The 26452-nt window shown below is 75.5% G+C and carries 27 protein-coding genes and 1 pseudogene; 10 read left to right on the top strand and 18 right to left on the bottom strand.

Annotated elements, in window-relative coordinates:
• Positions 1-5: 5 nt before the first annotated feature.
• Positions 6-1013: a patatin-like phospholipase family protein gene (locus KDL28_RS12345; RefSeq protein WP_372496957.1), complete on the bottom strand. Its 1008-nt coding sequence runs from the start codon at positions 1011-1013 to the stop codon at positions 6-8.
• Between KDL28_RS12345 and KDL28_RS42105 the strand changes: the two are divergent.
• A pseudogene (locus KDL28_RS42105) lies at positions 1003-1422 on the top strand (helix-turn-helix domain-containing protein); the annotation flags it as partial. The gene KDL28_RS12345 and the pseudogene KDL28_RS42105 overlap by 11 nt on opposite strands.
• 180 nt (positions 1423-1602) lie before the next feature.
• Here KDL28_RS42105 and KDL28_RS12340 read toward each other — a convergent pair.
• The 8 genes from KDL28_RS12340 to KDL28_RS12305 all read right to left on the bottom strand — a co-directional run bounded on the left by KDL28_RS12340 (position 1603) and on the right by KDL28_RS12305 (position 10054).
• Positions 1603-2943: a cobyrinic acid a,c-diamide synthase CobB gene (locus tag KDL28_RS12340; protein WP_252437948.1), complete on the bottom strand. Its 1341-nt coding sequence runs from the start codon at positions 2941-2943 to the stop codon at positions 1603-1605.
• Positions 2940-3911 (bottom strand): aldo/keto reductase, encoded by a 972-nt coding sequence (locus tag KDL28_RS12335; protein ID WP_252437946.1) that lies wholly within the window; start codon positions 3909-3911, stop codon positions 2940-2942. The genes KDL28_RS12340 and KDL28_RS12335 overlap by 4 nt, the downstream gene beginning before the upstream one ends.
• A 33-nt stretch (positions 3912-3944) precedes the next feature.
• Positions 3945-4478 (bottom strand): M20/M25/M40 family metallo-hydrolase, encoded by a 534-nt coding sequence (locus tag KDL28_RS12330; RefSeq protein WP_252437944.1) that lies wholly within the window; start codon positions 4476-4478, stop codon positions 3945-3947.
• Positions 4479-4607: 129 nt separating this feature from the next.
• Positions 4608-5294, bottom strand: coding sequence for an MBL fold metallo-hydrolase (locus tag KDL28_RS12325; protein WP_252437942.1), 687 nt, complete (start codon positions 5292-5294; stop codon positions 4608-4610).
• 64 nt (positions 5295-5358) lie between these two features.
• Complete coding sequence (gene cobO, locus KDL28_RS12320) at positions 5359-5973, bottom strand: cob(I)yrinic acid a,c-diamide adenosyltransferase (protein WP_252437940.1); 615 nt, start codon at positions 5971-5973, stop codon at positions 5359-5361.
• A gap of 38 nt (positions 5974-6011) precedes the next feature.
• Positions 6012-8081 (bottom strand): putative cobaltochelatase, encoded by a 2070-nt coding sequence (locus tag KDL28_RS12315; protein WP_252437938.1) that lies wholly within the window; start codon positions 8079-8081, stop codon positions 6012-6014.
• A gap of 87 nt (positions 8082-8168) precedes the next feature.
• Positions 8169-9695 carry a cobyric acid synthase gene (locus KDL28_RS12310; RefSeq protein ID WP_252438048.1) on the bottom strand — a complete coding sequence of 509 codons (1527 nt, stop codon included), beginning with the start codon at positions 9693-9695 and terminating at the stop codon, positions 8169-8171.
• Between the two features lie 32 nt (positions 9696-9727).
• Complete coding sequence (locus KDL28_RS12305; RefSeq protein WP_252437935.1) at positions 9728-10054, bottom strand: hypothetical protein; 327 nt, start codon at positions 10052-10054, stop codon at positions 9728-9730.
• A 63-nt stretch (positions 10055-10117) separates the two neighbouring features.
• Here KDL28_RS12305 and KDL28_RS12300 point away from each other — a divergent pair, with 63 nt between their 5' ends.
• Together KDL28_RS12300 and KDL28_RS12295 are read left to right on the top strand one after the other, a co-directional pair.
• Positions 10118-10375 (top strand): hypothetical protein, encoded by a 258-nt coding sequence (locus KDL28_RS12300; protein ID WP_252437933.1) that lies wholly within the window; start codon positions 10118-10120, stop codon positions 10373-10375.
• Between the two features lie 86 nt (positions 10376-10461).
• Complete coding sequence (locus KDL28_RS12295) at positions 10462-10929, top strand: hypothetical protein (protein ID WP_252437931.1); 468 nt, start codon at positions 10462-10464, stop codon at positions 10927-10929.
• 210 nt (positions 10930-11139) lie between these two features.
• Here KDL28_RS12295 and add read toward each other — a convergent pair whose 3' ends face one another.
• Both add and KDL28_RS12285 read right to left on the bottom strand, forming a co-directional pair.
• The gene (gene add / locus KDL28_RS12290) at positions 11140-12147 is read right to left on the bottom strand and encodes an adenosine deaminase (protein WP_252437930.1); all 1008 of its coding nucleotides are present in this window, start codon (positions 12145-12147) and stop codon (positions 11140-11142) included.
• A gap of 54 nt (positions 12148-12201) precedes the next feature.
• Positions 12202-12984: a hypothetical protein gene (locus KDL28_RS12285; RefSeq protein ID WP_252437928.1), complete on the bottom strand. Its 783-nt coding sequence runs from the start codon at positions 12982-12984 to the stop codon at positions 12202-12204.
• A gap of 159 nt (positions 12985-13143) precedes the next feature.
• Here KDL28_RS12285 and KDL28_RS12280 point away from each other — a divergent pair, with 159 nt between their 5' ends.
• Entirely contained in the window at positions 13144-13935 is a 792-nt protein-coding gene (locus tag KDL28_RS12280) for an SURF1 family cytochrome oxidase biogenesis protein (RefSeq protein ID WP_252437926.1), read from the top strand.
• Between the two features lie 15 nt (positions 13936-13950).
• Here KDL28_RS12280 and KDL28_RS12275 read toward each other — a convergent pair whose 3' ends face one another.
• From KDL28_RS12275 to KDL28_RS12265, 3 genes are all read right to left on the bottom strand, one after another.
• Positions 13951-14904 carry a cobalamin biosynthesis protein gene (locus tag KDL28_RS12275; protein WP_252437924.1) on the bottom strand — a complete coding sequence of 318 codons (954 nt, stop codon included), beginning with the start codon at positions 14902-14904 and terminating at the stop codon, positions 13951-13953.
• Positions 14904-15101 (bottom strand): hypothetical protein, encoded by a 198-nt coding sequence (locus tag KDL28_RS12270; RefSeq protein WP_252437922.1) that lies wholly within the window; start codon positions 15099-15101, stop codon positions 14904-14906. Before KDL28_RS12270 ends, KDL28_RS12275 begins: the two co-directional genes overlap by 1 nt.
• A gap of 119 nt (positions 15102-15220) precedes the next feature.
• The gene (locus KDL28_RS12265; RefSeq protein ID WP_252437920.1) at positions 15221-16906 is read right to left on the bottom strand and encodes an AMP-binding protein; all 1686 of its coding nucleotides are present in this window, start codon (positions 16904-16906) and stop codon (positions 15221-15223) included.
• A gap of 321 nt (positions 16907-17227) precedes the next feature.
• On the opposite strand from KDL28_RS12265, the gene KDL28_RS12260 reads away from it, so the two are divergent.
• Positions 17228-17641, top strand: a complete 414-nt coding sequence (locus KDL28_RS12260) for an SsgA family sporulation/cell division regulator (protein WP_252437918.1) — start codon at positions 17228-17230, stop codon at positions 17639-17641.
• Between the two features lie 21 nt (positions 17642-17662).
• On the opposite strand, the gene KDL28_RS12255 is transcribed toward KDL28_RS12260, so the two are convergent.
• Complete coding sequence (locus tag KDL28_RS12255; protein WP_252437916.1) at positions 17663-18268, bottom strand: DUF5709 domain-containing protein; 606 nt, start codon at positions 18266-18268, stop codon at positions 17663-17665.
• Between the two features lie 139 nt (positions 18269-18407).
• Here KDL28_RS12255 and KDL28_RS12250 point away from each other — a divergent pair, with 139 nt between their 5' ends.
• Positions 18408-18986 carry a TetR/AcrR family transcriptional regulator gene (locus tag KDL28_RS12250; RefSeq protein ID WP_252437914.1) on the top strand — a complete coding sequence of 193 codons (579 nt, stop codon included), beginning with the start codon at positions 18408-18410 and terminating at the stop codon, positions 18984-18986.
• A gap of 677 nt (positions 18987-19663) precedes the next feature.
• Entirely contained in the window at positions 19664-20890 is a 1227-nt protein-coding gene (locus KDL28_RS12245) for a GNAT family N-acetyltransferase (RefSeq protein ID WP_252437912.1), read from the top strand.
• 18 nt (positions 20891-20908) lie between these two features.
• Here KDL28_RS12245 and KDL28_RS12240 read toward each other — a convergent pair whose 3' ends face one another.
• The 3 genes from KDL28_RS12240 to KDL28_RS12230 all read right to left on the bottom strand — a co-directional run bounded on the left by KDL28_RS12240 (position 20909) and on the right by KDL28_RS12230 (position 22734).
• Positions 20909-21211, bottom strand: coding sequence for a hypothetical protein (locus KDL28_RS12240; protein ID WP_252437910.1), 303 nt, complete (start codon positions 21209-21211; stop codon positions 20909-20911).
• Positions 21212-21218: 7 nt separating this feature from the next.
• Positions 21219-21725 carry a mycothiol transferase gene (locus tag KDL28_RS12235; protein ID WP_252437908.1) on the bottom strand — a complete coding sequence of 169 codons (507 nt, stop codon included), beginning with the start codon at positions 21723-21725 and terminating at the stop codon, positions 21219-21221.
• Positions 21726-21849: 124 nt separating this feature from the next.
• The gene (locus KDL28_RS12230) at positions 21850-22734 is read right to left on the bottom strand and encodes a PfkB family carbohydrate kinase (RefSeq protein ID WP_252437906.1); all 885 of its coding nucleotides are present in this window, start codon (positions 22732-22734) and stop codon (positions 21850-21852) included.
• A 147-nt stretch (positions 22735-22881) separates the two neighbouring features.
• Between KDL28_RS12230 and KDL28_RS12225 the strand changes: the two genes are divergently transcribed.
• The 3 genes from KDL28_RS12225 to fahA all read left to right on the top strand — a co-directional run bounded on the left by KDL28_RS12225 (position 22882) and on the right by fahA (position 26411).
• The gene (locus KDL28_RS12225; RefSeq protein ID WP_252437904.1) at positions 22882-24699 is read left to right on the top strand and encodes a flavin-containing monooxygenase; all 1818 of its coding nucleotides are present in this window, start codon (positions 22882-22884) and stop codon (positions 24697-24699) included.
• Positions 24700-24795: 96 nt separating this feature from the next.
• On the top strand, positions 24796-25173 hold the full coding sequence (locus KDL28_RS12220) for a PH domain-containing protein (protein WP_252437902.1): 378 nt from the start codon (positions 24796-24798) through the stop codon (positions 25171-25173).
• A complete protein-coding gene (gene fahA / locus KDL28_RS12215) occupies positions 25170-26411 on the top strand; it encodes a fumarylacetoacetase (protein ID WP_252437900.1) in 1242 nt (413 codons plus the stop codon). Before KDL28_RS12220 ends, fahA begins: the two co-directional genes overlap by 4 nt.
• Positions 26412-26452 lie beyond the last annotated feature (41 nt).

The following is a 26452-nucleotide window of genomic DNA, read 5'->3' as shown; positions in this document are numbered from 1 at the left end:
ACCGCTCAGGCGGCCCGCTGCCCCGGTCCGTCGGCCTCGGCCAGCGCGGCGGCCGAGGTGCCCAGGGCCGTGTCGAGCACCCGGCACCGGCGACGGGGGTTCATCAGGTTGGCGCCCATGGCGGCGAGGTCGGCGGGGCCGGGGGTGAGGACGGTGACCCGGGTGCCGGTCGCCCGCACGGCGCGGACCTCGGCGTCGAGCCAGCGGGTGAGCACGTGGCGGATCGCGCGTTCCAGGCAGGCCACCGGGTCGCGCGGGCGGTCGTAGGCGTGGCTGGCCATCGGGGCCAGCACGTACACCTCGTCCAGCGGCGGAGCGCCCGGCCGGGCCAGCAGCCCGACCGACGTCGACGAGGCCACGCCGCCGTCGACGTAGCGGCGCCCGCCGATCACCCGCGGGGTGAACCAGCCGGGGATCGAGCACGAGGCGAGCACCGCGTCGCCGACCGTCGAGGGCGGGGCGCCCTCGCGGCCGAACACGACCCGGCGCCCGGAGTCGTAGTCGACGGCGACCACCCAGAGGCGCTCGCCGGGGACCCAGCCGTCGGTGGTGACGCCGAGCCGGTTCTGCAGCGCGACGACCATCCGGACCAGGGAGCTCATCTGCGCCCGCCCGGCCGGCAGCAGCCCGGACGCGACGATCAGCGGGTTCGTCCGCAGCGGGTGCGCCGCCGCGGCGACCAGCAGCCGCGGGGAACCGATCCAGGGCAGCGGCAGCGGCGGGCGGCCGTCGCCGGACTCGCGCTCGATGGTGCGCATGTCGGGCAGGTCGCCGCCGTCCAGGTCGGGGGCGATCTCGCCGGGCGGCACGCCGCGCTGGTGGGCCACCAGCTCGTCGACGGTCATCCCGCAGCGCAGCGCGGCCGCCAGCACGCTGCCCGCGCTGGTGCCCAGCAGCAGGTCGACCTCCCCCAGCGGGCGGTCCAGGTGCTCGGCCAGGGTGGCCAGCGCACCGGCCATCCACGCGGATCCGAGGATCCCTCCCGCCCCGAGAACGAGCCCGATGCGCGTCATGGCCCACCTCCCCGTCGAGGGTTGTTACTCGACGGTAGCTGGCAAATCCGCGGAACGGGAGCCGCAATCCGCCGTCAACGGGGTAGAGGGCCGGACGCGCCCACGGATACCGCCGCACCTCACGCCACGACGCCCGTACGGTCGAGTGACCGGTCGATCACAGCACCGCGGGCCGGGGCGGCCGAGGAGGCGTGCCGGGAGGGTGGTTCCGAGCGTGGACGAAAGCACGGCGGCTACCGCCATCGGCGCCCGCGTACGGCTGGTCCGCCGGCGCCGCGGCCTGGCCCAGGAGGTCGTGGCCGACCGGGTGGGGATCTCCGTCCCCTACCCCTCCCAGCTCGAGACCGGGCACCGGAACTTCTCCGCACGAGGCCTGATCGAGCGCCTCGCCGAGGCCCTCGACTGCTCGCCGGCCGACCTCACCGGCGACCAGCTGCACGTCCACGGCCGCCACCTACCTGTTGGGGTCCTCGGAGCGGCAGGAGCCGGCAGGCCGTCCCAGCGCCGGGCACGCCGTCGCGCTCCTGCTCGTCGTCATGGTCGCCGTGCTCGCACTGGCCGTCCTCACCGCGTGCGGCACGACGATCGATCACGTCGTATCGATGGGGACGCGGCGGGCCGAGTTCGTGAACCGGACCACCGCATCCGGGTGCCCGGCGGGGTGCGTGTGCAGGAACGACGCGTGCACCCGCCCGTGCACCCACCCCTCCGGCACCCCTCCCCGCCGGCCCCACGCCGGCGCGGGGCCGGCGGGTGCGGTGACCGCGCAGTGGTGGAACTCGTGGCCGGCCACCCGGCTGCCGGTGGCGAAGAGCGGCGAGTCGCTCAGCGCGACGGCGTCGCGGTAGCCGAGGGTGAGGCGCCCGGTCATCGCGGCCCGGGCCGGGAGCACCCCGGCCATCGGCACGCCGTCCAGCTCGGTGCACAGGTAGAGCAGCCCACCGCATTCGGCGTGCACCGGAGCCCCCGCCGCGACGGCCGCGCGCACCGCCGCGAGCAGCGCCTCGTTGGCGCCCAGGGCGGCCACGTGCTCCTCCGGGAAACCGCCGGGCAGCACGAGCGCCGCGGTGTCGGCGGGCAGCTCCTCGTCCAGCAGCGGGTCGACGACCGCGACCTCGGCGCCCACCGCCGCCAGCAGTTCGACGTGCTCGGCGTAGCCGAACGTGAACGCGGCTCCCCCGAACACCGCCACCCGGACCGGGGGGCCCGCCTCGACCTGCGGCGCCCAGGCCGGACCGGCGGGCAGCGGGGCGGCGAGGGCGACGACGGCGTCCAGGTCGACGTGCTCGGCCACCAGCTCGGCCATCGCGTCGACGGCCGCGGTGGCCGCCGAGCCGTGCTCGGCCGCGGTGACCAGGCCCAGGTGCCGCGACGGGACGGCGAGGGCGTCGCGGCGGGGCAGCGCGCCGAGCACCGGGACCCCGACCTCCTCGGCCGCGGTCCGCAGGACGGCCTCGTGCCGGGGGCTGCCGACCCGGTTGAGCACGACGCCCGCCACCCGCACGTCCGGGTCGAACGAGCGGAAGCCGTGCAGCAGCGCGGCCAGCGAGCGCGACTGGCCCCGGCAGTCGACGACCAGCAGCACCGGGGCCCGCAGCAGGCCGGCCACCTGCGCGGTGGAGCCCGCGCCGTCGCCGACCCGGCCGTCGAACAGCCCCATCACGCCCTCGACCACCGCGATCTCCGCGCCGGCCGCGCCGTGGCGGACCAGCGGACCGATCAGGTCGGCGCCGACGAGCACCGGGTCGAGGTTGCGACCGGGCCGCCCGGCGGCCAGCGTGTGGTAGCCGGGGTCGATGTAGTCGGGTCCGACCTTGAACGGCGCCACCGACGTCCCGCGCCGGCGCAGCGCCGCCATCAGGCCGGTGGCGACGGTCGTCTTGCCGCTGCCCGACGACGGCGCCGCGACGACGAGAGCGCGCGGTGTCACTCGTGCCCGAGCACCGGGTGCGGCACGTAGGGCCCCTCCAGCGCGGCGATCTCCTCGTCGCTGAGCTCGAGGTCGGCGGCGGCCACGGCGTCCTCGACGTGGCCGGGCTTGGTCGCCCCGATGATCGGCGCGGTGACCGCGTCCTTGTGCAGCATCCAGGCCAGCGCGACCTGGGCCAGCGGCACGCCGCGCGCCTCGGCCACGTCGGCCACGGCGTGCACGACGGCGTCGTCGGCCTCGGTGTACATGCGGTCGCCGATGGGGTCGCTCGACGAGCGGGTGGTGGTGCGCTCCTCGGGCAGCTTGGCCAGCCGGCCGCGGGCCAGCGGGCTCCACGGGATGACCCCGACGCCCTGGTCGAGGCAGAGCGGGTGCATCTCCCGCTCCTCCTCGCGGTAGACGAGGTTGTAGTGGTCCTGCATGGAGGCGAACCGGATCCAGCCGCCGAGCTCGGCGGTGTGCTGGGCCTTGGCGAACTGCCAGGCGTACATGCTGGAGGCGCCGATGTAGCGGGCCTTGCCGGCGCGCACGACGTCGTGCAGCGCCTCCATGGTCTCCTCGATCGGGGTGGTCGGGTCCCAGCGGTGGATCTGGTACAGGTCGACGTGGTCGGTGCCCAGCCTGCGCAGCGACTTGTCGATGCTGGCCAGGATGTGCTTGCGGTTGAGCCCGCGGTCGTTGGGGCCCTCGCCCGAGGGCATGAAGACCTTGGTGGCCAGCACGTAGTCGTCGCGGTCGGCGAACATCTCGCCCAGCAGCGTGCCGGTGACCTCCTCGCTGACGCCCGCCGAGTACATGTCGGCGGTGTCGAAGAAGGTGATGCCGGCGTCGACGGCGCTGCGCACGAGCGGGCGGGAGGCGTCGAGGTCGAGCACCCACTCCCGCCACTTCGGCGTGCCGTAGCTCATCATCCCCAGGCAGATGCGCGAGACCTTCAGCCCGGAATCTCCCAGACGCGTGTACTCCACGTGGCCCGACACTACCCCGCGACGGGCCGGTGATCAGCCTCTGTGATCGGCCGCGGCGAGCCAGGCCCCGGCCCGCGACGAGCAGCGCCGCGGTGGCCTGTCCGCGGCCGCCATGAACACACCGGGCCGGGCGTAGAGGTGCCCGCTGGGGGCGGAGGTGATGTGCTGGCCCAGGGCCACGTCGAAGCGGGGGAACCGGTCGAGGAAGCCGTCGGCCAGCATCGCGCGGGCCCCGGCGCCGATCTCCTCGGCCGGCTGGAAGACCGCCAGCACCCGGCCCGACCACGCCGAGCGGGTCGCCGCGAGCTGTTCGACGGCGCCGACGAGCGCGGTCACGTGGGTGTCGTGCCCGCAGGCGTGCATCACCGGCACGGTGGCGCCGTCGGGGTCGGTGGCGGTCGCGGTGCCGCGGTACGGCACGCGCTCGACCTCGCGGACGGGCAGCGCGTCCATGTCGGCGCGCAGCAGGACGGTCGGGCCGGCGCCGTTGTCGAGCACGCCGACCACCCCGGTCCCGCCGACGCCCGTGGTCACCGCGTACCCCGCGGCGGCCAGCCGCCCGGCCACCAGTGCCGCCGTGCGCCGCTCCTCGAACGCCAGCTCCGGGTGCGCGTGCAGGTCCTGGTACAGCGCCTCCAGGTCGTCGATGCGCTCGTCGAGCCCGCGGTCAGCCGGTCCATCGATCTCCTCGCCCGCTCAGCCCGCGAAGGGACCGGGCACCGCCGCCCGGAGCTCGGGACCCGAGGCCGGCTCGCCGTGGCCGAACAGGGCGACGTCGACGTCGAACGAGATCAGCCGGCGGAACGCGGCGAGGGCCTGCTGCCGGTCGAGGTTGAACGGCCCGAGGATCACCGCGCCCTGGCTCTCGGCCACCGTGTCGCCGGTGAACAGCACCCGCGGACCGGGCAGGTGCAGCGCGATGCTGCCGGGGGTGTGCCCGGGCCCGTGCACCACGGTGGCGCCGCCCCCGAACGGCAGCACCTCGCCGCCGGTGACCTCGCGGTCGACCGGGCAGGGCGGCGGGGGGACCGAGTCGTCCACCCCGAGCTGGGCCCACAGCTGCTGCTCGGCGGGCAGCAGGTCCAGCGGCGGCGGCGCGGCCTCGCCGCGGACAACGGCGGTTTCCGCCGCGTGCGCCACCAGCTCCGCCCCGTTCCAGCCGCGGATCTCCGCGGCCGACCCGGAGTGGTCGGGGTGGTGGTGGGTGAGCACGATCCGCACGACGGCGTCGCGGTCGAGGCCGAGCCCGCCCAGCGCCGCCGCCACGGCCTCCCCCGACCCGGGCGGGCCGGTGTCGACGAGGGTGACCTCGTCGCCGTCGCGCCAGGCGTAGCACTGGCCGAAGGGGAGCACGATCCGCTGCAGCGACGCCGGCAGGTCCACGCCGCCGATCATGGCAGCCGCCGGCGCCGGACGGGTGGCCGTTCCGCTCGTGGCGGACACGGGCTCACCACTCGATGCCGCGCTGGCCCTTCTGCCCGGCGTCCATCGGGTGCTTGACCTTGGTGGTCTGCATGACCAGGTCGGCGGCCTCGATGAGCGCGGCCGGGGCGTCCCGGCCGGTGACCACCACGTGCTGGTGCCCCGGACGGGCGGCGAGCACCTCCACGACCTCGTCGACGTCCACCCAGCCCCACTTGAGCGGGTAGGTGAACTCGTCGAGCACGTACATGTCGTGCGCGCCCGCCTCGATCCGGCGGCGGATCTCCGCCCAGCCCGCGGCGGCGTCGGCGGCGTGGTCCTGCTCGCTGCCCCGCTTGCGGGTCCACGACCAGCCCACGCCCATCTTGTGCCACTCGACCGGACCGCCGGTGCCGTGCTCGGCGTGCACCGCGCCCAGCGCGCGGAACGCCTCCTCCTCGCCGACCTTCCACTTCGCCGACTTCACGAACTGGAACACCGCGATCGACCAGCCCTGGCTCCAGCCGCGCAGCGCCAACCCGAACGCCGCGGTCGACTTCCCCTTCATCTCCCCGGTGTGCACGATCACCAGCGGCCGGTTGCGGCGCTGCCTGGTGGTCAGCCCGTCGTCCGGGGTCGTCGTCACCCGCCCCTGCGGCATCCGCCCTCCTCAGTTCCGGTCGTGCGTGGGAAACAGGGTCATAGCCCCGTTCTCCTTGCACGACCCCGGTTGACCACGTCGACCACGCGGTCGGCCGACAGCGCGCCGACCCCGACCAGCTCGGCGCCGGCCGCGGCGGCCACCCTGGCCGCCAGGCCCAGGCGCACCGGGCCGCTCTCGCAGTCCACCACGATCGTCGCCACGCCGTCGGCCGCCAGCAGAGCGGCGGCCCGGCAGGCGTCGTGCACCGGGTCGTTGCCGGCGCGGGCGGGCACCGTGGCCCGGCCGTCGGTGAGCAGCACCACCAGCGGGCGGCGGCGCGGGTCGCGCAGCCGCTCGACCTCCAGCACCCGGCGGGCCCGCAGCAGGCCGTCGGCCAGCGGGGTGCGCCCCCCGGTGCGCAGGTCGGCCAGCCGCACCTGCGCGGCCGGGACGCTCGACGTCGGCGGCAGCACGACCTGCGCCTCGCGGGCCCGGAAGCTGACCAGCCCGACCCGGTCGCGGCGCTCGTAGGCGTCGCGCAGCAGCGAGAGGACCGCCCCGGTGACCGCGGTCATCCGCGTGCGGGCGGCCATCGAGCCGGAGGCGTCCACCACGAACAGCACCAGGTTGCCCTCGCGGCCCTCGCGCACGGCGTGGCGCAGGTCGTCGGGGCGCAGCCGCAGCCGACCCCCGCAGCGCCCGCGGACCCGCTGGTGGGGCGCGGCGGCCAGGACGGTGGCCGCCAGGTGCACATCGGCCGCCCTGGTCGGGCGCGCCCCCGAGGCGCGGACCACGCGGCCGGAGTCGGTGCGGGCGCGCGAGCGCTTCCCGGGGGCGCCCTCGCCGACCCCGGGCACCTCCAGCCGGCGGGCGCGGAACGTCTCCCCCGGCGACGCCACGCCCGTCGGACCGTCCCCGCCGGCCCGCGGCGGCTGGGCCGGCGGCTCGGTCGGGGGCGCCTCGGTCGGGGGCTCGGCCGGGCCCTGCGGCTCCGCGCCCCGTCCGGGCGGGGGGCCGGTGGGGCCGTCCGGGCCGGGGCCGTCGTCGGGGCCGTCCGGACCACCGTCGGGGCCCTCCGGCTCGTCCGGTGGCTCCTGCTCGCCCGCCTCGCGCAGCGCGTCGTCCAGGGCCTGCTCGTCGACGCCCGGCTCGTCGAACGGGTCGCGCCGGCGCCGGTGCGGCAGCGCCAGCCGGGCCGCCACCCGCACGTCCTCCTCGGCGACGGCGCCGGCGCCCCGCCAGGCGGCGTGCGCCGCGGCCGCGCGGGCGATGACCAGGTCGGCGCGCATCCCGTCGACGTCGAACGCGGCGCAGACCGACGCGATCCGGCGCAGCTCGGCGTCGGGCAGCACCACCGAGGCGACCCGGGTGCGGGCGGCGGCGATCCGCTCGGCGGTGGCGCGCTCGGCGTCGACCCAGCGCGCCGCGAAGCCGGCCGGGTCGTCCTCGAAGGCCAGCCGCCTGCGCACCACCTCGACGCGCGTGTCGACGTCCCGCGCGGCCCGCACCTCCACGGCGAGCCCGAACCGGTCGAGCAGCTGGGGGCGCAGCTCGCCCTCCTCCGGGTTCATCGTGCCGACCAGCAGGAACCGCGACGCGTGCGAGACCGAGACGCCGTCGCGCTCGACGTGCGCACGGCCCATCGCGGCCGCGTCCAGCAGCAGGTCGACGAGGTGGTCGTGCAGCAGGTTGACCTCGTCGACGTAGAGGACCCCGCGGTGGGCGTCGGCCAGCAGGCCCGGCTGGTAGGCGCGCACGCCCTCGGACAGCGCGCGCTCCAGGTCGAGCGAGCCGACCAGCCGGTCCTCGGTGGCGCCCACGGGCAGCTCGACCAGCCGGGCCGAGCGGTGCTCCGGCGGGCCGGCCGGCGCGTGCGGGCCGTCCGGGCAGGACGGGTCGGGGTCGGCCGGGTCGCAGCCGAAGCGGCAGCCGGGCACCACGGCCAGCTCCGGCAGCAGCGCGGCCAGCGCGCGGACCGCCGTCGACTTGGCGGTGCCCTTCTCCCCCCGCACCAGCACCCCGCCCACGCCCGGGTGCACCGCGTTGAGCAGCAGCGCCAACCGCAGGTCGTCGTGGCCGACCACGGCGGAGAACGGGAAGCCCGGCAGCGTCGGTGCGGTCGTCACGATCGCGACCCTGCCAGAGCCGCGCCACCCCCGCGCCCCCCTCGTGACCGATCCCATCGCCCTTGCCACGAGGGCCCCGGGGAGGCGTCAGCGGTCGGCGAGGTGGGTGCGGACGGTGGGCAGGCCCGGCGGGGAGCCGTGGGCGATGAGGTGCTCGAGGGCCGCGGTGTCGAGGTGCTGCTCGACGAGGTCGCCGAGCAGGTCGAGCTGGGCGGAGCGCTCGGCGGCGAAGTCGGTGTCGGGGGCCGCGCGGAAGCCGCTGCGCCCGGCCTGCTCGGCGGCGCGCCCCAGCAGGACGCGGCGGAACCGGTCGTTCTCCAGCAGGCCGTGCCAGTGCGTGCCGACGACCGCCCCTGCGTCCGAGCCCGCGTCCGGGCCGGTGGTGCCGCGCAGCAGGGGCGGGTCGGCCGAGCGGACGACGCGGCCGTGGTGGATCTCGTAGCCGTGCACGGGCTCGCCCCACGCCGTGCCCGTCGGGCGCCCGAGGTGCTTGTCGGGCACGAACTCGACCTCCAGGTCGAGCAGCCCGAGCCCGTCGGCCGACCCGCCCTCGACGTCGTGCGGGTCGGCGATCCGCCGGCCCAGCATCTGGTAGCCGCCGCAGACGCCGAGCACGGGCCGTCCCGCGCGGGCGTGCGCCAGTACGGCGTCGGCCAGCCCGGTGCGGCGCAGCCACCCGAGGTCGGACGCGGTCGACTTCGTGCCGGGCAGCACGACGAGGTCGGCGTCGGCCAGCCGCGACGGCTCGGTCACGTAGCGCACCGCGACGCCGGGTTCGCAGGCCAGCGCCTCGGCGTCGGTGCTGTTGGACATCCGGGGCAGCCGCACGACCGCCACCCGCAGCCACTGCTCCCCCCGTGGCGCCGCCGGGCGACCGAGCACGCCGTCGGCCACCGCGGCCAGCGAGTCCTCCGCGTCCAGCCACAGCCCGTCGGCCCACGGCACCACCCCGAGCGTCGGGCGCCCGGTCAGCGCGCGCAGCTGGTCGAGGCCGGGGGTGAGCAGGCTCGGGTCGCCGCGGAACTTGTTGATCACGAACCCGGCGACGCGGGCCTGGTCGGCCGGGTCCAGGACGGCCACGGTGCCGAACAGGTGGGCGAGCACGCCGCCCCGGTCGATGTCGCCGACCACGACGACCGGCAGGTCGGCCGCCTGCGCCAACCCCATGTTGGCGATGTCGGTGCCCCGCAGGTTGATCTCCGCGGGCGACCCGGCGCCCTCGCAGACCACGACGTCGTAGCGGCTGCGCACCTCGGCGAGCGTGTCGGTGACCACGTCCAGCAGGGCGGCCTTGCGGTCGCGGTAGGACCGCGCGCTCACCGTCCCGTCGACGCGCCCGAGCACCACCACCTGCGCGCTGCGGTCGCTGCCCGGTTTGAGCAGCACGGGGTTGAACGCCACGCTCGGCGCCAGCCCGCAGGCCTGCGCCTGCATGGCCTGCGCCCTCCCGATCTCGCCGCCGTCGGCGGTGACCACCGAGTTGTTGGACATGTTCTGCGCCTTGAACGGCGCCACCGCCACCCCGCGCCGGGCCAGCCACCGGCAGATCCCCGCCACCAGCGCGCTCTTGCCCGCGTCCGACGTCGTCCCGGCCACCAGCAGCGCCCCACGCAGTCCCACGCCGGCACGGTACGTGCCGGCCCCGCTCAGCGGTCCGGCTCGTCGTCCCGGGCCACTGTCAGGCTGCTGCGGTAGGCACTCGACGACCCGCCCGCCGTCGGGTCGACGGGCTCCGCGCCCGGGGGCCACGCCCGCACGGCCCGGAACCGGTACCCGTCCTGCTCGGCGCGTTCGTACTCCAGGTGCACGGCCTGCCCGACGGCGAGCGAGCGGTGGCCCGGGACGCCGATACCGCCCGAGTCGCAGCGCGCCTCGAACGGCTGGCCGACCAGGTCGATCGACCGTCCGCCCGCGCCGACGACGACTGCGCCGCCCACGCCACCGGCCAGGTGCGCGAGTTCTTCCTGCAGCACCCGTGCGAGGCGCTGTTCAGAGCATTGTTCGAGATCCGCGACGGGCGTCGCGGAGTCGTGCGCGTGGCCGTCACGTCGGTGGACATGCCCGACATCGACCTGGCTGTGCGGTACCAGGAGCTGATCGACGGCAAGGGCACCGGCACGGTCCGCCCGCTCGCCCGCGACGGCCGGGGGGACGACACGGGCTTCGACGGCGTCGCCTACGAGTCGGCCCGTGAGGGCAGCACGGTCGTCATCTCCCAGGCCGAGCCGATCGGCCGAGTGGGACGAGCCCTCGATCTGGCCGAAGACGCCGTCAACGCCGCCACTTCGGGCTGACCGCGCAACCGGGTATCCGTCGTCGACGGCGCCCGGTCCTGCCCTCGGCGGTCGCGCCCGCGGCCGCGGGACGTCCGGAGGTAGTGGTGGGGACACGATCGCGGCGCTCGACCTTCCGCGCGTGGGGTTGGGTGCTGGCCGGTGCGGCCGGCCTGCTGGCCGCGCAAGGCACCTGGGACGCGGCGGGCATCGTCGCGCTGACGTGGGTGATCTACGTCCTGTTCGCCAGGACCACCCAGTGCCGCGCCGAGACGGCGAGCGGCAGCCCGTGCAACCACTCGGTCGCCGGCCTGTGGGGCAGTTGCGGTTTCCATCGCGGCGCCAAGTGGCGGTCGGTGCCGCTCTTCGTCCGCGACGGGGCGCTGGGGCTGCCCCGACTGATGTGGCCCCGCCCCGTCGGATCGCCACGCAGCGGTGGTCGCGGCGGCGCTCCCGCACCCGCACCCCGTCCGTCGCCGTCGGACGCAGCGAACCGCCGCACCGAGCGCATCATCGCCGTGGCGGGCCTGGCCGTCGCCGCTGCGGCCCTGGTCCGCGATCTCATCGCAGGCTGACCGCAGCCCGCCGTCGCTGCCCGCCTCCGGCCTTGGCCGCGGCCCGATCGTCGAGCCGGTACTCGGGCGGGTGTCGCGCTGACGGGCGTGAGCCACTTCCCGCCCACGGTGTCGTCACCGCACCGGGCTCCGCGACATCACCGAGCCGATGCCGTTCGCCACGGGTGGAGCTGGTCCACGCGCCGAGCTGACGCGGCGGGCCGTCGGGGGCTACGCCGGGTCCGGGACGCCGTCCAGCCACCGCGCCGTCCCCCGGTGCAGCTCGGCCTTCACCGCCGCGGGCGCGAAGGAGGCGTCGATCGCGGTGCGGTTGAGCCCGGCGATCGCCGCGTCGTCGAGCTCGAGGGTGTCGCGCACCGCGGCCAGCTCGGCGGTGAGGTCGCGGCCGGTGACGTCCGGGACGTCGGTGCCGACCGCCACGGTCAGCCCGGCGGCCAGCATCCGGGCCAGCGGGTGCCCGGCGAGCGAGCCGACGAGCCCGAGCGCCGCGTTCGACGACGGGCAGACCTCCAGCGGGATCCGGCGCTCGCGCAGCTCGGCGACCAGGTCGGGGTCGTCGAGGGCGCGGATGCCGTGGCCGATCCGCTCGGCCCGGCCGGCGTCGAGCGCCGCGCGGACGCTGGCGGGGCCGCACGTCTCGCCCGCGTGGTGCACGACGTGCACGCCCGCGGCGCGGGCGTCGGCGAACACCTCGGCGAACGGCTCGACGGGGTGCTCCTCGCGCCCGGCCAACCCGATCCCGACGACCCCGTCTGCGGCGTGGCGCACCGCCAGGTCGAGGGTCCGCCGGGCGCGCTCCACCGAGCGGCGCCGCGGGTGGTCGAGGATCACGCCGTAGCCGATGCCGGTGGTCGCGGCGCCCTCGACCAGACCGTCGAGCACGGCCTCCAGCGGCATCGCCAGGTCGCCGAGGCGGCTGCCGTGGCCGAGAGCGGTGAAGGTGACCTCGACGTACCGGACGCCGTCGGCGGCCTGGTCGGCGCAGAACTCGACGGCGATCCGGCGGAAGTCGTCGGGGCGGCACAGCACGTCGCGGACGGCGCCGCTGTGCTCGGCGAACGCGCCGAACCCGGCGAACAGCGCCGGCGACGGCGGAGCGGGCAGGCCGTTGCCGCGCGCGATCTCGGCCAGGGTGGCGGGGCGGACGGTGCTCTCCAGGTGGACGTGCAGGTGGGCCTTGGGGAGCGAGCGCAGGTCGCGGTGCGCGGGTGGGGCCACGCGGGGAGCCTCGTCGAGGGGTCCCCGACCGCTCAACCGGATTCCCCGCCCCGGTCAGCCGGCGTGCGGTTGGCGGGCCGCGACGCCCAGCTGCTCGCCCAGCGCGATCAGGGTGCGCTGGTGCGGCACCTCGCGCCGAGGCACCCGCAGCAGCTCCACCGGCCCGACGTCGAAGACGCCCCCCACGACCACGTGGTGGTCGACGGCGTGCAGCCGCGTCACGTCCGCCCACGGGGTCGGCAGCGGCCCGACCACCAGCGCGTCCGGGGTGAGGGTCAGCGATCCGTAGCGGACCGGGGAGCCGAGCCGCAGCGCCGCCCTCGCCCTGGGCAGCTCCACGGAGGCGATCACGTCGGCCAGCCGCACGGCCTCGCGGCCCTCGCATCGGAAGACCCGTCCGCGCGGCCCGTGGACGTCGAGCACGGTGATCGACGGGCCGCTCGCGCCGCCGAACGGCACGCCGCGTCGCTCGTTCTCGATCGGCACGAGCTCGGCCCAGGGCACCACCTGGATCGCGCGCCTGCGGTCGGCGCTGACCACCGCGCCGCCCTCGAACAGGTACAGCACCGGGTTCGCGGCGCGGAGCGCGCCGGCCCCGGCCGCACCGGTCAGCAGCACCCCCACGAAGGCGACCACGACCACCGGGTGGGCGACCTGCAGGGCCATCAGGCCCGTCAGGACCAGCCAGGGCAGGACGAGCAGCGCCACCACCCCGCCGATCATGCGGACGACCGGGGTGAGCCCGGAGCCGCGCGCCGAGGTGAGCAACGCCCCCAGACCGTGCGCCGCCGCCGCGTCGACCACCTGCGGGGGCACGACCTCGTCTCGCCAGTCCATCGTCTCCTCCTCCGCCGCCACCGCCGGTCGGTGGCTCGGCGCGGCGAGTCTGGACCTCGGTGGTCGCGCTCCGTGGCCGTTCGGACACACTTGCTCCGAACGCCGCAGCGCGGGCGGACCGCGCCGACGCCGACCGGGCCGGGCGAATACGGTGGAGGCGTGCGGTTCCTGTTGCGCCCGGGCTGGATCGCCCTGGTCGTCGTGGTCATCGGTTTCGCGGTGGCCGCGTTCACGCTGCTCGCGCCGTGGCAGTTCGGTCGCGAGGCCGTGCGCGACGCCCAGCAGCAGGCCATCGACGCCTCCTACGCCACCCCACCGGCGCCGTTCGAGGAGCTGGTCGCGCCGGGCCCGGGCGTCGACGCGTCGACGGAGTGGCGCCAGGCCACGGTCACCGGCACCTACCTGCCCGAGGCCGAGGCGGTCGTGCGGCTGCGGGTGGTGGAGGGCAAGCCCGCCGTCGACGTGCTCACCCCGCTGCGCACCGCGAGCGGCCGCGTGCTGCTGGTCGACCGGGGCACCGTCACCGCGAGGAGCGGCGCCGACGTGCCCGCCTACCCGGCCCCGCCTGCGGGACCGGTCACGCTGACCGGGCGCCTGCGGGTCGACCAGCCCGACCCCGAGGACCGCTCCACCCCCGGCCCGGACGGGCGCCTGCTGCTCTACACAGCCGACTCCGCGGCCGTGGCGCGGGCCAGCGGGCTGCCCGTCGAGCCGGGCCGCCTGCAGCTCTCCGCGGACCAGCCGGGCGTGCTCACGCCGGTGCAGGTGGCCCCCGAGACCGGCGGCGCCCCGTTCACCAACCTGTCCTACGCCCTGCAGTGGATCACCTTCGGGGTGATCGCGCTGTTCGCGCTGGTCTACTTCGTCCGGCTGGAGCTGCTCCAGCGCGACGGCAGGCGCAGGCAGGACAAGGCCGAGCTGCGACGGGCCCTCGCCGGCGACGACGGCTGACCGCTCGCCTGCCCGTCAACCGCCTGCCGCGCGCGCCAGGGCGGCGAACGCCGCCGCGACGGCCAGCGCGGCCACCCCGACCAGCCGGGACAGCCGCGCGGCCCGGCGCAGGTCGGCGGGGGCCGGGGCGGGCCCGGAGCCGAGCCGCGGGCGCTCCTCGACGCGGTGCGGGTAGACCGTGCGCCCCCCGAGCGCGACGCCCAGCGCCCCGGCCGCGGCCGCCTCGACCGGGCCGGCGTTGGGGCTGGGGTGGGCGGCGGCGTCGCGCCGCCAGGCGGCCAGCGCGGCCCGGGGCGAGCCCTCGACCGCGGGGGCGAGCGCGGCGAACAGCGCGGCGGCCACCCGGGCGGGCAGCAGGTTGGCCAGGTCGTCGAGGCGGGCGGCGGCGCGGCCGAAGCGCAGGTAGCGCGGGGAGCGGTGGCCGACCATCGCGTCGAGCGTGTTGACCGCCCGGTAGCCGAGCAGGCCGGGCACGCCCGCGACGGCCCCCCACAGCAGCGGCGCGACGACGGCGTCGGAGGTGTTCTCGGCCATCGACTCGGTGCCCGCCCTGGCCGCCCCGGCGACGTCGAGGGAGGCCGGGTCGCGCCCGCACAGGCTCGGCAGCCGGACGCGGGCCGCGGCCAGGTCGCCGTCGGTGAGCTCGTCGGCGAGCGCGCTGCCGTGCCGGGCCAGCGACGTACCGCCCAGGACCGCCCAGGTGGCGGCCGCGGTCGTCAGCAGGCCGGCGAGCGGGTGGCGCGCGCACGCGCGCTCGACGAGGGCCCCGGCGCCAACCGTCGTCCCGACGAGGACGGCCGCGTACGCGGCGCCGGGCCCGGGGGCGTCGGCGTACCAGCGCCGTTCCAGGGCCGTGGCGAGCGCGCCGAAGCCCGCCACGGGGTGGCCGCGCGCGGGGTCGCCGAACAGCGCGTCCGCGAGGCCGCCCAGCAGCAGGCCCGCGGGTCGGACCCAGGGCCGGGCCGGCACTACTCCCCGACGGCCCGGCCGAGCTGCAACCCGTGGATGCGCTGCGCGTCGTCGGCGATGCGGGCCAGCGAGCACGGCCAGCGCTCCCCCGCGCCGCTGACGCTGCGGCAGGCCCGGCAGCGCCCCATGCGGTCGGGCACGTGCTCGGCCAGCAGCCGCCGCCAGACCTCCGGCATGCCGGCCATCAGCTCGGCCATCGACCCACCGGCCGGATCCCCCGGTTGTCCCACGTTCTTCCCCTCACCTGCTCCGTGCCCGACCCGACCCGACCACACGTGATGTCGCATCTCGTGTCGGTACGGTTACTCCGCGATGCCTACAGGGTGAACTCCCCCTGCGCGACCGCGGACGAGTCCGCGTGCAGTTCGGCCTCGCGGCCGCGCAGCTCCACTCTCCTGATCTTGCCCGAGATGGTCTTGGGCAACGGGCCGAACTCCAGACGCCGGATCCGCTTGTACGGAGCCAGGTTGTCCCGGGCGAACTCCAGGATGGAGCGCGCGGTCCGCTCGTCGGGCTCGTGGCCCGCCGCCAGTACAACGTACGCCTTGGGTACCGCGAGCCGGACGGGGTCCGGCGACGGCACGACGGCCGCCTCGGCCACCGCCGGGTGCTCGATCAGCACGGATTCGAGTTCGAAGGGGCTGATGCGGTAGTCGGAGGCCTTGAAGACGTCGTCCGCGCGACCCACATAGGTGATGTAGCCCTCATCGTCGCGGGATCCGACGTCGCCGGTGTGGTAGAAGCCACTCGCCATCGCCTCGGCGTTGCGCTCGTCGTCGCCGTGGTAGCCGACCATCAGCCCGAGGGGGCGGCGGGACAGGTCGATGCAGATCTCGCCCTCGGTGGCGGGCTCGCCGGTCGCCGGGTCGACCAGTTCGATCGGGTAGCCGGGGATCGGCCGGCCCATCGAGCCCGGCTTGACCGTCTGCCCGGGCGGGTTGCCGATCTGCAGGGTGGTCTCGGTCTGCCCGAACCCGTCGCGGATGCGCAGGCCCCATGCCTTCTCGATCTGCTCGATCACCTCGGGGTTGAGGGGCTCGCCTGCCCCGACGACCTTGGCCGGCGGGTTCGCCAACCCGGACAGGTCGGCCTGGATGAGCATCCGCCACACCGTCGGCGGGGCGCAGAAGCTGGTGACCCCGCACCGGTCGAGCACGCCGAGCACCGACTCGGCGTCGAACTTCGTGTAGTTCATGACCAGTACGCAGGCCTCGGCGATCCACGGGGCGAAGACGTTGCTCCAGGCGTGCTTGGCCCAGCCCGGCGAGGAGATGTTGAGGTGCACGTCGCCGGGCTGCAGCCCGATCCAGTACATCGTCGACAGGTGCCCCACCGGGTAGGACGCGTGGGTGTGCTCGACGAGCTTGGGCTTGGCGGTGGTGCCGGAGGTGAAGTACAGCAGCAGGGTGTCGCTGCCGCGGGTGGTGCCGTCGGGGGTGAACGCGTCGGGCTCGGCGTCCGCGTCGGAGTAGGCGTGCCAGCCCTCGGGGGCGCCCCGGACCGCGATGCGGGTGTAGTCGCCCTCGACGTCGTCGAACTTGGCGGCGTCGCCCGCCCCGACGACGACGTGCCTGGCGTTGCCGCGGTCGAGGCGGTCGCGCAGGTCCGACGCGGTGAGCAGGGTGGTGGCCGGGATGACCACCGCGCCCAGCTTCATGGCCGCCAGCAGCGTCTCCCACAGCTCGACCTGGTTGCCGAGCATGAGGATGATCCGGTCGCCGCGGGAGACCCCCCTGGCGCGCAGCCAGTTGGCGACCTTGTTGGACCGCGCCGACAGCTCGGCGAACGTCCAGTGCGCGTCCGACCCGTCGCCCTCGACGATCCACAGGGCGCGGGCCGCGCCGCGCCGCGGGTCGGCGGCGACGGCGTCGAAGTGGTCGAGCGCCCAGTTGAACTCGTCGATCTCGGGCCAGCGGAAGTCCCGGTACGCCGTGTCGTAGTCCTCACGGTGGGTGATCAGGAACTCCCGTGCCTCGTAGAAGGCCTGGGCCGACCGGTTCATGGGCTCACCTCTTGATCGCGGCTCTGCTGATCACGGCGCTCGATCGCCGCGCTTGGTCACAGCGCTGATCTTCACGCCCGTCCCACACTAGTGAGCAGGGCCGGGTCGGGCGCACCTCCGGACGGACAGGCCGTGCGGGTGGAGCAGCGCGCGACCCGCCCGACACGCACCGTGACCGCCAGGGGGGATGGGTAGGTGCCGGTTGCTCACTTGATCGAGTGAATACGCCCGGTGTCGTGCAGCGTTCTGCGCTCGCGGCGCGAATGTCCCAGCACGAGCCCGCCGCAACAGCGACGGCGAGGGACCGCCCGGGAGCCACCGATGACCAGCGAACCAGTCCGCCAGGACATGTTCACCGTGCTGCACGGCCAGGCCACCCCGATCGTGACGAGATGGAGCTACCAGGCCTGCGACCCGTTCGCGGTGACGCTCGCCGTGCGTATCCAGCAGGGTCACTGGATCGAGTGGCTGGTGGCCCGCGACCTCGTCGTGCAGGCGCTGGACGAGCCTGCGGGCGAGGGCGACATCCGGATGACCCCGAAGACGGCCTCCGGCTACCGCATCGTCGAGATCGAGATCCGCTCGACCGACGGGCGCGCCGTGCTCGAGGTCGACCACGACCTCCTGCACCGGTTCGTGCACGCCACCCTCGAGGTGGTGGCGCTCGGCCAGGAGACGGCCCAGGTCGACCTGGACGAGGCCATCGCCCGGATCACCCGCAGCGTCGCCGAGTAGCCGGCGCCGCAGCGATCGCGGCTAGACCGGCCCCACGTCGTCGCGGCCCGACGCGGACGCCGACGCCCCGGACGCCTGCGCGCCGGCGTCGATGCGCGCCGCCCTGTCCTCGCCGCTCCAGGCGTCCCGGGCCGCCTCCCGCTCGGCCCGGTCGGACTCGGGGTCGTCGGCGAGGCTGCGCTCGACCTCCGGGTCGGCCAGCTCGGGCAGGTCGGCCACCGAGGGCTCCGACTCGAACCCGGACACCGGGTCCGTGCTCTCGTGCACCGCGGCCTCCTCCGCCGACGCGGCACCGCCGTCGATGCCGACGTCGACGCCGTCGACATCGTCCGCGGTCTCCAGGGCCGCGCCCTGGCCCGCGACCGTCAGCCGTCCGGACCGGTCCGGGTCGGCCGACTCCTCCTCGGGCATCTCCCGGGCCAGCCGCTGGTCCATCGACTCGCCGTCGGCCATCTCCTGGCCGGTCACCCCGTGCTCGGTGGCCGCGTACGGGCGGTCGGGCGGCACGTAACCCGCGTCGAGGGGGTCACCACCGGGCGGTCCGACCATCTGCTGCTGGTTCTCCAGCTGCACCGACGCACCGAGGTCGGGGGCCTCGGGCTGTTCCTCGTAGTCTCGCTGGGCCATCGGGTAGCACCTCCTGCTCGTCGGCGACGATTGCTCGCCGATCGGGTTGGGAGGTACCCCGGCGCGTCGCCGACCACACGCGTAACGATCCACCGGACGATCCGATGTGCACTCATCCGATCGGACGCCGAGGAGGGCCATGACGCAGCGACCGGCTGCCGGCACCGGGCGCAGACCGCGCGACTCCGCGGCCACCCGGCACGCGCTGCTGGCGGCCGCCCGCGAGCTGTTCGCCCAGCACGGCTACGACGCCACCACCGTCCGCGCCGTCGCCGACCGGGCCGGGGTCAACCAGGCCCTGCTGTTCCGCTACTTCGGCAACAAGCGCGGGCTGTTCGCCAACGCCGTGCAGGGCGAGGCGCGGGAGCTGCTGGAGGGGCCGGCCGAGAACCTGCTGGAGCGCAGCCTCGACGCGATGCTGACCGCCGAAGGCGAGCGCTACGGCACCGAGACGCTGCTGGCGGTGCTGCGGGCCGCGACCAGCGAGCAGGTGGGTGAGGAGGTGCGCGAGCAGCTCGCCGCCGCCTACTCCGCCGCGTTCGCCGCCCAGGCCGCCACCGACGACCCGCACGACGCCGCGGTGCGCGGCGAGCTGCTGCTGGCCTGGCTGCTCGGGCTCTCGCTGACCCGTTCCGTGCTGGTGGGCGGACCGCTGTCCGACGCCGCCGCCGTCCGCGCCCACGTGCTGCGCGCCGCGCGGGCGCTGCTGGAGGGCTGAGCCCACCATGTCCCGACGGGCTCGGAACACGAGCGGAGCAGCCGCCGATCACTTCCCGCGTGTCACCCGGATGCCGTTGCGGAACCGGTGAACCCCATGTCACACGTCGCGTATCCGGTGAGACGGACAGCCAGGAGGCGACGGGAATGCGGCACGACGCCCCCGAAGCGGGACAGCTGTTCGCGGCGACCTCGCCGATCCCGTCGGTGACCGCATCGGTCGGCGAGGACCTGGGCGCCGTCGGGTCCGAGGTGGGTGCGCAGGACGAACACAGCCGCGTGCGGCAGGTCCGGCTCTCGCCGGAGTGGCCGAACCAGTACCCGATCTGGATCACCCGGGTGGACGGCCCCGACCCCGAGGACACCCCGGTGGCGGAGTTGCACGAGCGCTACGGCGTCCCGGCCCGGCTCGGCGTCGAGTCGACGAGTGGGACCGCGAGATCCAGGCCGTCTACCACCGGACGACCCCCGGGAGTCGGCCTTCCCCGACGAGGAGGCCATGCGCCGCTGGTACGCGCGCGGCCGGGAGCTCGCGGAGCAGCTCGCCTGCGAGTTCGGGCCCGCCGTGCAGCTCGAGGTGGTCCGGCCGAGGCGTGGAGGGGCACGTCGTCGAGCCGGAAACGGCACGTCCACGACAACGGACTGCCCCGGTGGCGTCCGGTGGGTTATGAATGCCGGGTGGCCGAGCTGACCGTGCGACCGACCGTCGAGGGCGACTTCGAGGAGTTCATGGGCGTCTCCTCGACCGCCTTCCTGGACGAGTGGGTCGAGCGCGAGCCGTACACGCGCCGGTCGTTCGCGACCCATCGGTTCCACGTGGCCGTCGACCGGGGCGGGGACGGGTCGGAGGAGCTGGTCGGCACCTGCGGCATCCTCGGTCGGCGCGTCACGTTCCCCGGCGCCGGGCCCACTCCGGTCGCGGCGGTGACCGCGGTGACGGTGAAGCCGGGCCACCGCAGGCGCGGCGCGCTCACCGCGATGATGCGCACCCAACTGCACGGGCTGCACGAGACCGGCGGCGAGGCCGTCGCCGCGCTGTGGGCGTCCGAGGCGCCGATCTACGGCCGGTTCGGCTACGGCCGGGCCGCGCACTTCCTGTCGCTGGACGTGCCGGCCGACACGGCGTTCCGCCCCGGCGTCGACCTCGGGACCGACCGGGTCCGCCAGCTGCCGCGGGAGCGGGCCGTGCCGCTGCTGGCCCCGGTCTACGACCGGGTGTCGGCGCAGTGGCCCGGGTGGCTCGACCGCGACGAGCTGTTCTGGGCCATGGTCCTGGCCGACCTCCCGGAGCGCAGGCAGGGCAACTCCGAGCTGCGCTTCGCGGTGCACCCGGACGGCTACGCGATCTTCCGCACGCGCCGCGGCTGGGGCGACCGCGGCGCCGACGGGCGCATCCACGTCCAGGAGGTCGTGGCCGCCACCCCGGTCGCCGCGGCCGCGCTGTGGCGCCACCTGCTCGACTACGACCTCGTCGGCGGGGTCACCGCGGACGTGGCCGTGGACGACCCGATCACCCAGCTCCTGCACGACCCGCGCCAGGCCGTCGCCACCCACCGCGACTCGCTGTGGGTGCGGCTGGTCGACCTCGACCGGGCGCTCGTGCAGCGGCGCTACGGGGGCCCCGTCGACGTCGTGCTGGAGGTGTCCGACGGCTTCTGCCCGTGGAACGCGGCGCGCTGGCGGCTGACCGCGCAGGCCGACGGCCCGGCCAGCGTCTCGCGCAGCGGCGACGCCGCCGACCTGCGCCTCGACGTCGCCGACCTGGGCGCGGCCTACCTGGGCGGCCCGACCCTGGTCCAGCTCGCCGGGGCCGGCCGCGTGCAGGAGCTGACCCCGGGCGCGCTCGTCCCGGCCTCGCGGGCGTTCGCCGGCACCCGGGCGCCGCACTGCCCCGAGGTCTTCTGACCCCGGGGACTCCCACCGTCAGCGCTCGATCGGCACCCGCACCGACCGGCGGTCCTCGGTGAGCCGGCCGCCCCGCTCGGCCCGCTCCACCATCGCCGCCCAGCGCGCTGCCCAGTCCGGGGCGGTGCTGAGCAGCTTGGCCCGCGAGCGGAGCACGGCCAGGTCGAGCCCGGCGCAGTCCTCGCCGACGAGCGCGCCGCTGCCGGTGGTCTGCAGCGCCACCCGCGCGGCCGCCGGCCCCAGCTCGGTGCGCAGGCGCAGCGCGTCCAGGTCGTCGGCGTCCTGCACGACGATCCCGTCGGCGGCCAGGATGACGATCACGGCGCGGTCAGCCCCGCTCGACGACGCCGCGCACGAACGCGGCCTGACCGACGTGCTGCAGGTCGTCGGAGATCACGCTGACCAGCCGCACCGCCAGGGTGACCGGCGGGTCCCAGCGCTCGTCGACGACCCGGTCGAGGTCCTCGGCCTGCACCGTGCCCAGGTAGTCGCGGGTCTGCTCGGTGACGGCGTCGCAGTAACCGGTGAGCAGCTCGGCGGAGGCGCGCACCCCGGCGACGTCGGCCGAGGAGTGGCCGTACCCGGTGGCGGAGTCGTCGAAGGGCAGGGCGAACCGGGCGGCCCAGCCGCCCGCGGTCCAGACCTGCTCCCGGCCGGCCACCTCGGCGACGTGGTCGTCCTGGACGCGCAGCAGGTGCCAGACGAGCCAGGCGATCGAGTTGGCGTCGGGGGCGAGCCGGTGCGCCAGCTGGTCCTCGGTCAGACCCTCGACGGCCACGTGCACCTCCTCCTGGACGCGGGCGAACGCGTCGGCCAGCAGGTCTCTGGGCAACACTTTCCGGCACCTCCACGGTGGTATGCGGATCGGGTACTGCGGATCGGTCACGGGACGGGGTGGATCACCGTGTGTACCCGAGCGCGGCGCGCGCGACGCACCGGCCGCTCACGCCGCGCTCGACTCACAGCTCCGCTCGACGCGGCAGCGCGGCGATCGCCCCCGGCCGGCCGACGGTGATCGCCGCGGCGCGCGCGGCCCAGCCGGTGGCCTCGACGACGTCGGCCCCACCGACCAGGGCGTCGACCAGTGCCGCGACGAAGCTGTCGCCTGCCGCGGTGGCGTCGACGAGCCGGGCGGGCGCGGCCGGCACGGCCACCACCCGGTCCGGTCCGACGACCACCGCCCCCTCTGCCCCGCAGGTGACGACCGTCGTCGCGGACGGGCGCAGCGCACGGGCCAGGTCGGCGACGGCGTCGGTGCCGCGCGGTTCCTCGGCGCCGGCCAGGGTCGCGAGCTCGCCGCGGTTGGGGACCAGCAGGTCGGCGCGGTCGAGCACGGCGGCGGGCAGCGCGCGGGCCGGGGCCGGGTTCACCACGAACAGCCCGCCGGCCAGCTCGGCCGCGGCGGCGATGGCCGAGTCCGGCACCTCGCACTGGGTGACGACGGCGGCCGCGCCGGCCAGCGCCGCCCGCGCGGCCCGCACCCGGTCGGCGTCGACGGTGCCGTTGGCCCCGGCGGCCACCACGATCGTGCTCTCCCCGCCGTGCACCAGCACCACGGCCAGGCCGGTCGGCACGTCCACCGTCGCGACGTGCCGGTCGTCGACGCCCTCGGCGGCGAGCGCGGCGCGCATCGTGCGGCCCTCGGCGTCGTCGCCGACGGCGCCGACCATCGCCGTGGCCCGCCCGAGCCGGGCCAGCCCGACGGCCTGGTTGGCCCCCTTGCCGCCCGGACCGCGCAGCACCTCCCCGGTGGCCGCGACCGTCTGCCCGGCCGGTGGCAGCCCCGCCACCGGCACCGCCAGGTCGGCGTTCAGGCTCCCCACCACGACCACCCGGGCGTCCATCCCCGGAGTATCCAGCTGGGCCAATCGGCCAGGTCCGATGGGGTGCAACCTCGTGGCAACCCTGCCCGGACGGTGATCCGCGGTGTTTCCTGCCACGAGGACGCCGTCGTCTGACGGTGTGGCACGCGACGAAGCGGGGAGCCGAGCATGACCCAGACCCTCGATCCGGCAGCGACGACCTCACCCGCGCAGCGGGTCGACAGCTGGCTCGCCGACTTCGAGGCCGCGCTGACCGCCCGCGACGTCGAGCGCGCGGCCGGCCTGTTCGCCACCACCTGCTTCTGGCGAGACCTCGTCGCGTTCACCTGGAACCTCAAGACCGTCGAGGGCCGCGACGGCGTCACCGACATGCTGACAGCCGTGCTCGACACCGTCGACCCGAGCGGCTTCCGCACCACCGAGGAGCCCACCGGGGCCGACGGCGTCGTCGAGGCCTGGATCGAGTTCGAGACCGCCGTCGGGCGCGGCCGCGGGCACCTGCGGCTCACCGACGAGGGCGCCTGGACCCTGCTCACCACGCTCTACGAGCTGAAGGGCCACGAGGAGCCGCAGGGCAGCGAGCGGCCCAAGGGCGTGCAGCACGGCGCGACGAAGGACCGGGTCACCTGGAAGGAGGCCCGCGAGGCCGAGCTGAACGAGATGGGCAAGACCCGCCAGCCCTACGTCGTGGTGGTCGGCGGCGGGCAGGGCGGGATCGCGCTCGGCGCCCGACTGCGCCAGCTGGGCGTCCCGCACGTCGTCATCGACCGGCACGCCCGGCCCGGCGACCAGTGGCGCAGCCGCTACAAGTCGCTGTGCCTGCACGACCCGGTCTGGTACGACCACCTGCCCTACCTGCCGTTCCCGCCGAACTGGCCGGTGTTCGCGCCGAAGGACAAGATCGGCGACTGGCTGGAGATGTACACCCGGGTGATGGAGATCAACTACTGGTCCTCCACGACCTGCGAGTCGGCCTCCTTCGACGACGAGAGCAAGGAGTGGACCGTCGTCGTCGACCGCGACGGCGAGGAGGTCACCCTGCGGCCCGAGCAGCTCGTGCTGGCCACCGGCATGTCCGGCAAGCCGAACGTCCCGACGCTCAAGGGCCAGGACGTGTTCACGGGCGAGCAGCACCACAGCTCCCAGCACCCCGGCCCGGACGCGTACGTCGGCAAGAAGGTCGTGGTCATCGGGTCGAACAACTCCGCGTTCGACATCTGCGGCGCGCTGTGGGAGGCCGGCGCCGAGTCGGTGACGATGGTCCAGCGCAGCTCCACCCACATCGTCAAGTCCGACACCCTGATGGACATCGGGCTGGGCGACCTGTACTCCGAGCGCGCCCTGGCCGCCGGGATGACCACGCAGAAGGCCGACATGACCTTCGCCTCGCTGCCCTACCGGATCCTGCACGAGTTCCAGATCCCGGCCTACCAGCAGATGAAGGAGCGCGACCAGGACTTCTACGACCGGCTGGAGCAGGCCGGGTTCCGGCTGGACTGGGGCGACGACGGGTCCGGGCTGTTCCTGAAGTACCTGCGCCGCGGCTCGGGCTACTACATCGACGTCGGCGCCGCCGACCTCGTGGCCAACGGCGAGGTGAAGCTGGCGCACGGGCAGGTCGTCGAGCTCACCGAGGACGCCGTCGTCCTGGAGGACGGCGCCGTCCTGCCCGCCGACCTGGTCGTCTACGCCACCGGCTACGGCTCGATGAACGGCTGGGCCGCCGACCTGATCGGCCAGGACGTCGCCGACAAGGTCGGCAAGGTGTGGGGCCTGGGCTCGGACACCACCAAGGACCCCGGTCCGTGGGAGGGCGAGCAGCGCAACATGTGGAAGCCCACCCAGCAGGAGGCGCTGTGGTTCCACGGCGGCAACCTGCACCAGTCGCGCCACTACTCGCTCTACCTGGCCCTGCAGCTCAAGGCCCGGCTGGAGGGCATCCCCACCCCCGTCTACGGCCTGCAGGAGGTCCACCACCTCTCCTGACCCCGCTCGCCCGGTTCAGGAAAGCCACGATGCCGCCCTCTGCGGGCAGCATCGTGGCTTTCCTGAACTCCGGCCGGAGATCGGTACGGTGGCGGCATGGGTCTGCTGAGCGGGATCACCGGCAACGCGTCGCGGCTCGATCCGGGCAAGGCCGCGCGCGACTACGCGCGCCTGCTCGGGCAGGGGGAGCAGGTGATCGCGGCCTACCAGCTGGTACGCGACGCGTTCCTGTTCACCGACCGGCGGCTGATCCTGATCGACAAGCAGGGCGTCACCGGGCGCAAGGTCGAGTACCACACGGTGCCGTACAAGAGCATCACGCACTTCGCCGTGGAGACCGCGGGCACCTTCGACCTCGACGCCGAGCTCAAGATCTGGATCTCCAGCACGGCCGAGCCGATCCAGCGGCAGTTCGGCAAGGGCGCCGACGTCTACGAGGTGCAGGCCCTGCTGGCCGGGATGGTCGGGCGATGACCTCCGCGGCCACCACCGGCGAGCTGCCAGCCACCTGGCTCGACGTCCCCGCCGAGCACCCGTTCGGCATCCAGACCCTGCCCTACGGCAGCGTCGTCCTGCCCGACGGCCCGCGCGTCGGCGTCGCCATCGGCGACCAGGTCCTCGACCTGACCTCGGCCGCCACCGCGCTGCTGCCCCACCGCACCCGGCTGTTCGCCGCGGGCACCCTCGACCGGCTGCTGGCCGCCGGACCGGCCGTCTGGGCCGAGGTGCGCGCCGCGCTCACCGCATGGCTCACCGACGAGCGCCACCGCGGCACCGTCGAGGCGCTGCTGCTGCCCGCGGCCGACGCGAGGCTGCAGCTGCCGTTCACGGTGGCCGACTACGTCGACTTCTACGCCAGCGAGCACCACGCCGCGAACCTCGGTCGGATGTTCCGCCCCGACTCCCCCGAGCCGCTGACCCCCAACTGGAAGCACCTGCCGATCGGCTACCACGGCCGCGCCGGCACCGTCGTCGCGTCCGGGACGCCGGTCACCCGGCCGCGCGGGCAGCGGCGCACGCCGGAGGGCGAGGTGGTGTTCGGGCCGTCGGTGCGCCTGGACATCGAGGCCGAGCTGGGCTTCGTGGTCGGCGCGCCGGCCTCCGGCCCGGTGCCGCTGGCCGCCTTCGACCGGCACGTGTTCGGCGCCTGCCTGGTCAACGACTGGTCCGCGCGCGACATCCAGGCCTGGGAGTACGCGCCGCTCGGGCCGTTCCTGGGCAAGTCCTTCGCCACCTCGGTGTCGCCGTGGGTGGTGCCGCTGGCGGCGCTGCAGCACGCCAGGGTGCCTCCCCCGCCGCGCGACCCGCGACCCCTGCCCTACCTCGACGACGACGACGCCGAGCCGTGGGGCTTCGACGTGGCCGTCGAGGTCGCGCTGAACGGGCACGTGCTCTCGCACCCGCCGTTCGCCGGGATGTACTGGACGGCGGCCCAGCAGCTGGCCCACATGACGGTCAACGGGGCCACGCTGCGCACCGGCGACCTCTTCGCCTCGGGCACCATCAGCGGCCCGGAGCCGGGCCAGCGCGGCTCGCTGATCGAGCTGTGCTGGAACGGCACCGAGCCCATCGCGATGCCCGACGGCGGCACCCGCAGCTTCCTGGAGGACGAGGACGAGGTCGTCATCACCGCGACCGCGCCCGGCCCGGCCGGCACCCGCGTCGGGTTCGGCGAGGTGCGCGGCCGGATCCACGCCGCGCCCGTCGAGTAGGCGCGACGCGCTGGTGGTCGCCGGGGGGTCGTCCGGGCGGA

This window comes from Pseudonocardia humida, assembly GCF_023898865.1.
GTDB lineage: Bacteria > Actinomycetota > Actinomycetes > Mycobacteriales > Pseudonocardiaceae > Pseudonocardia > Pseudonocardia humida.
This window is presented reverse-complemented; position numbering and strand designations above follow the sequence as displayed.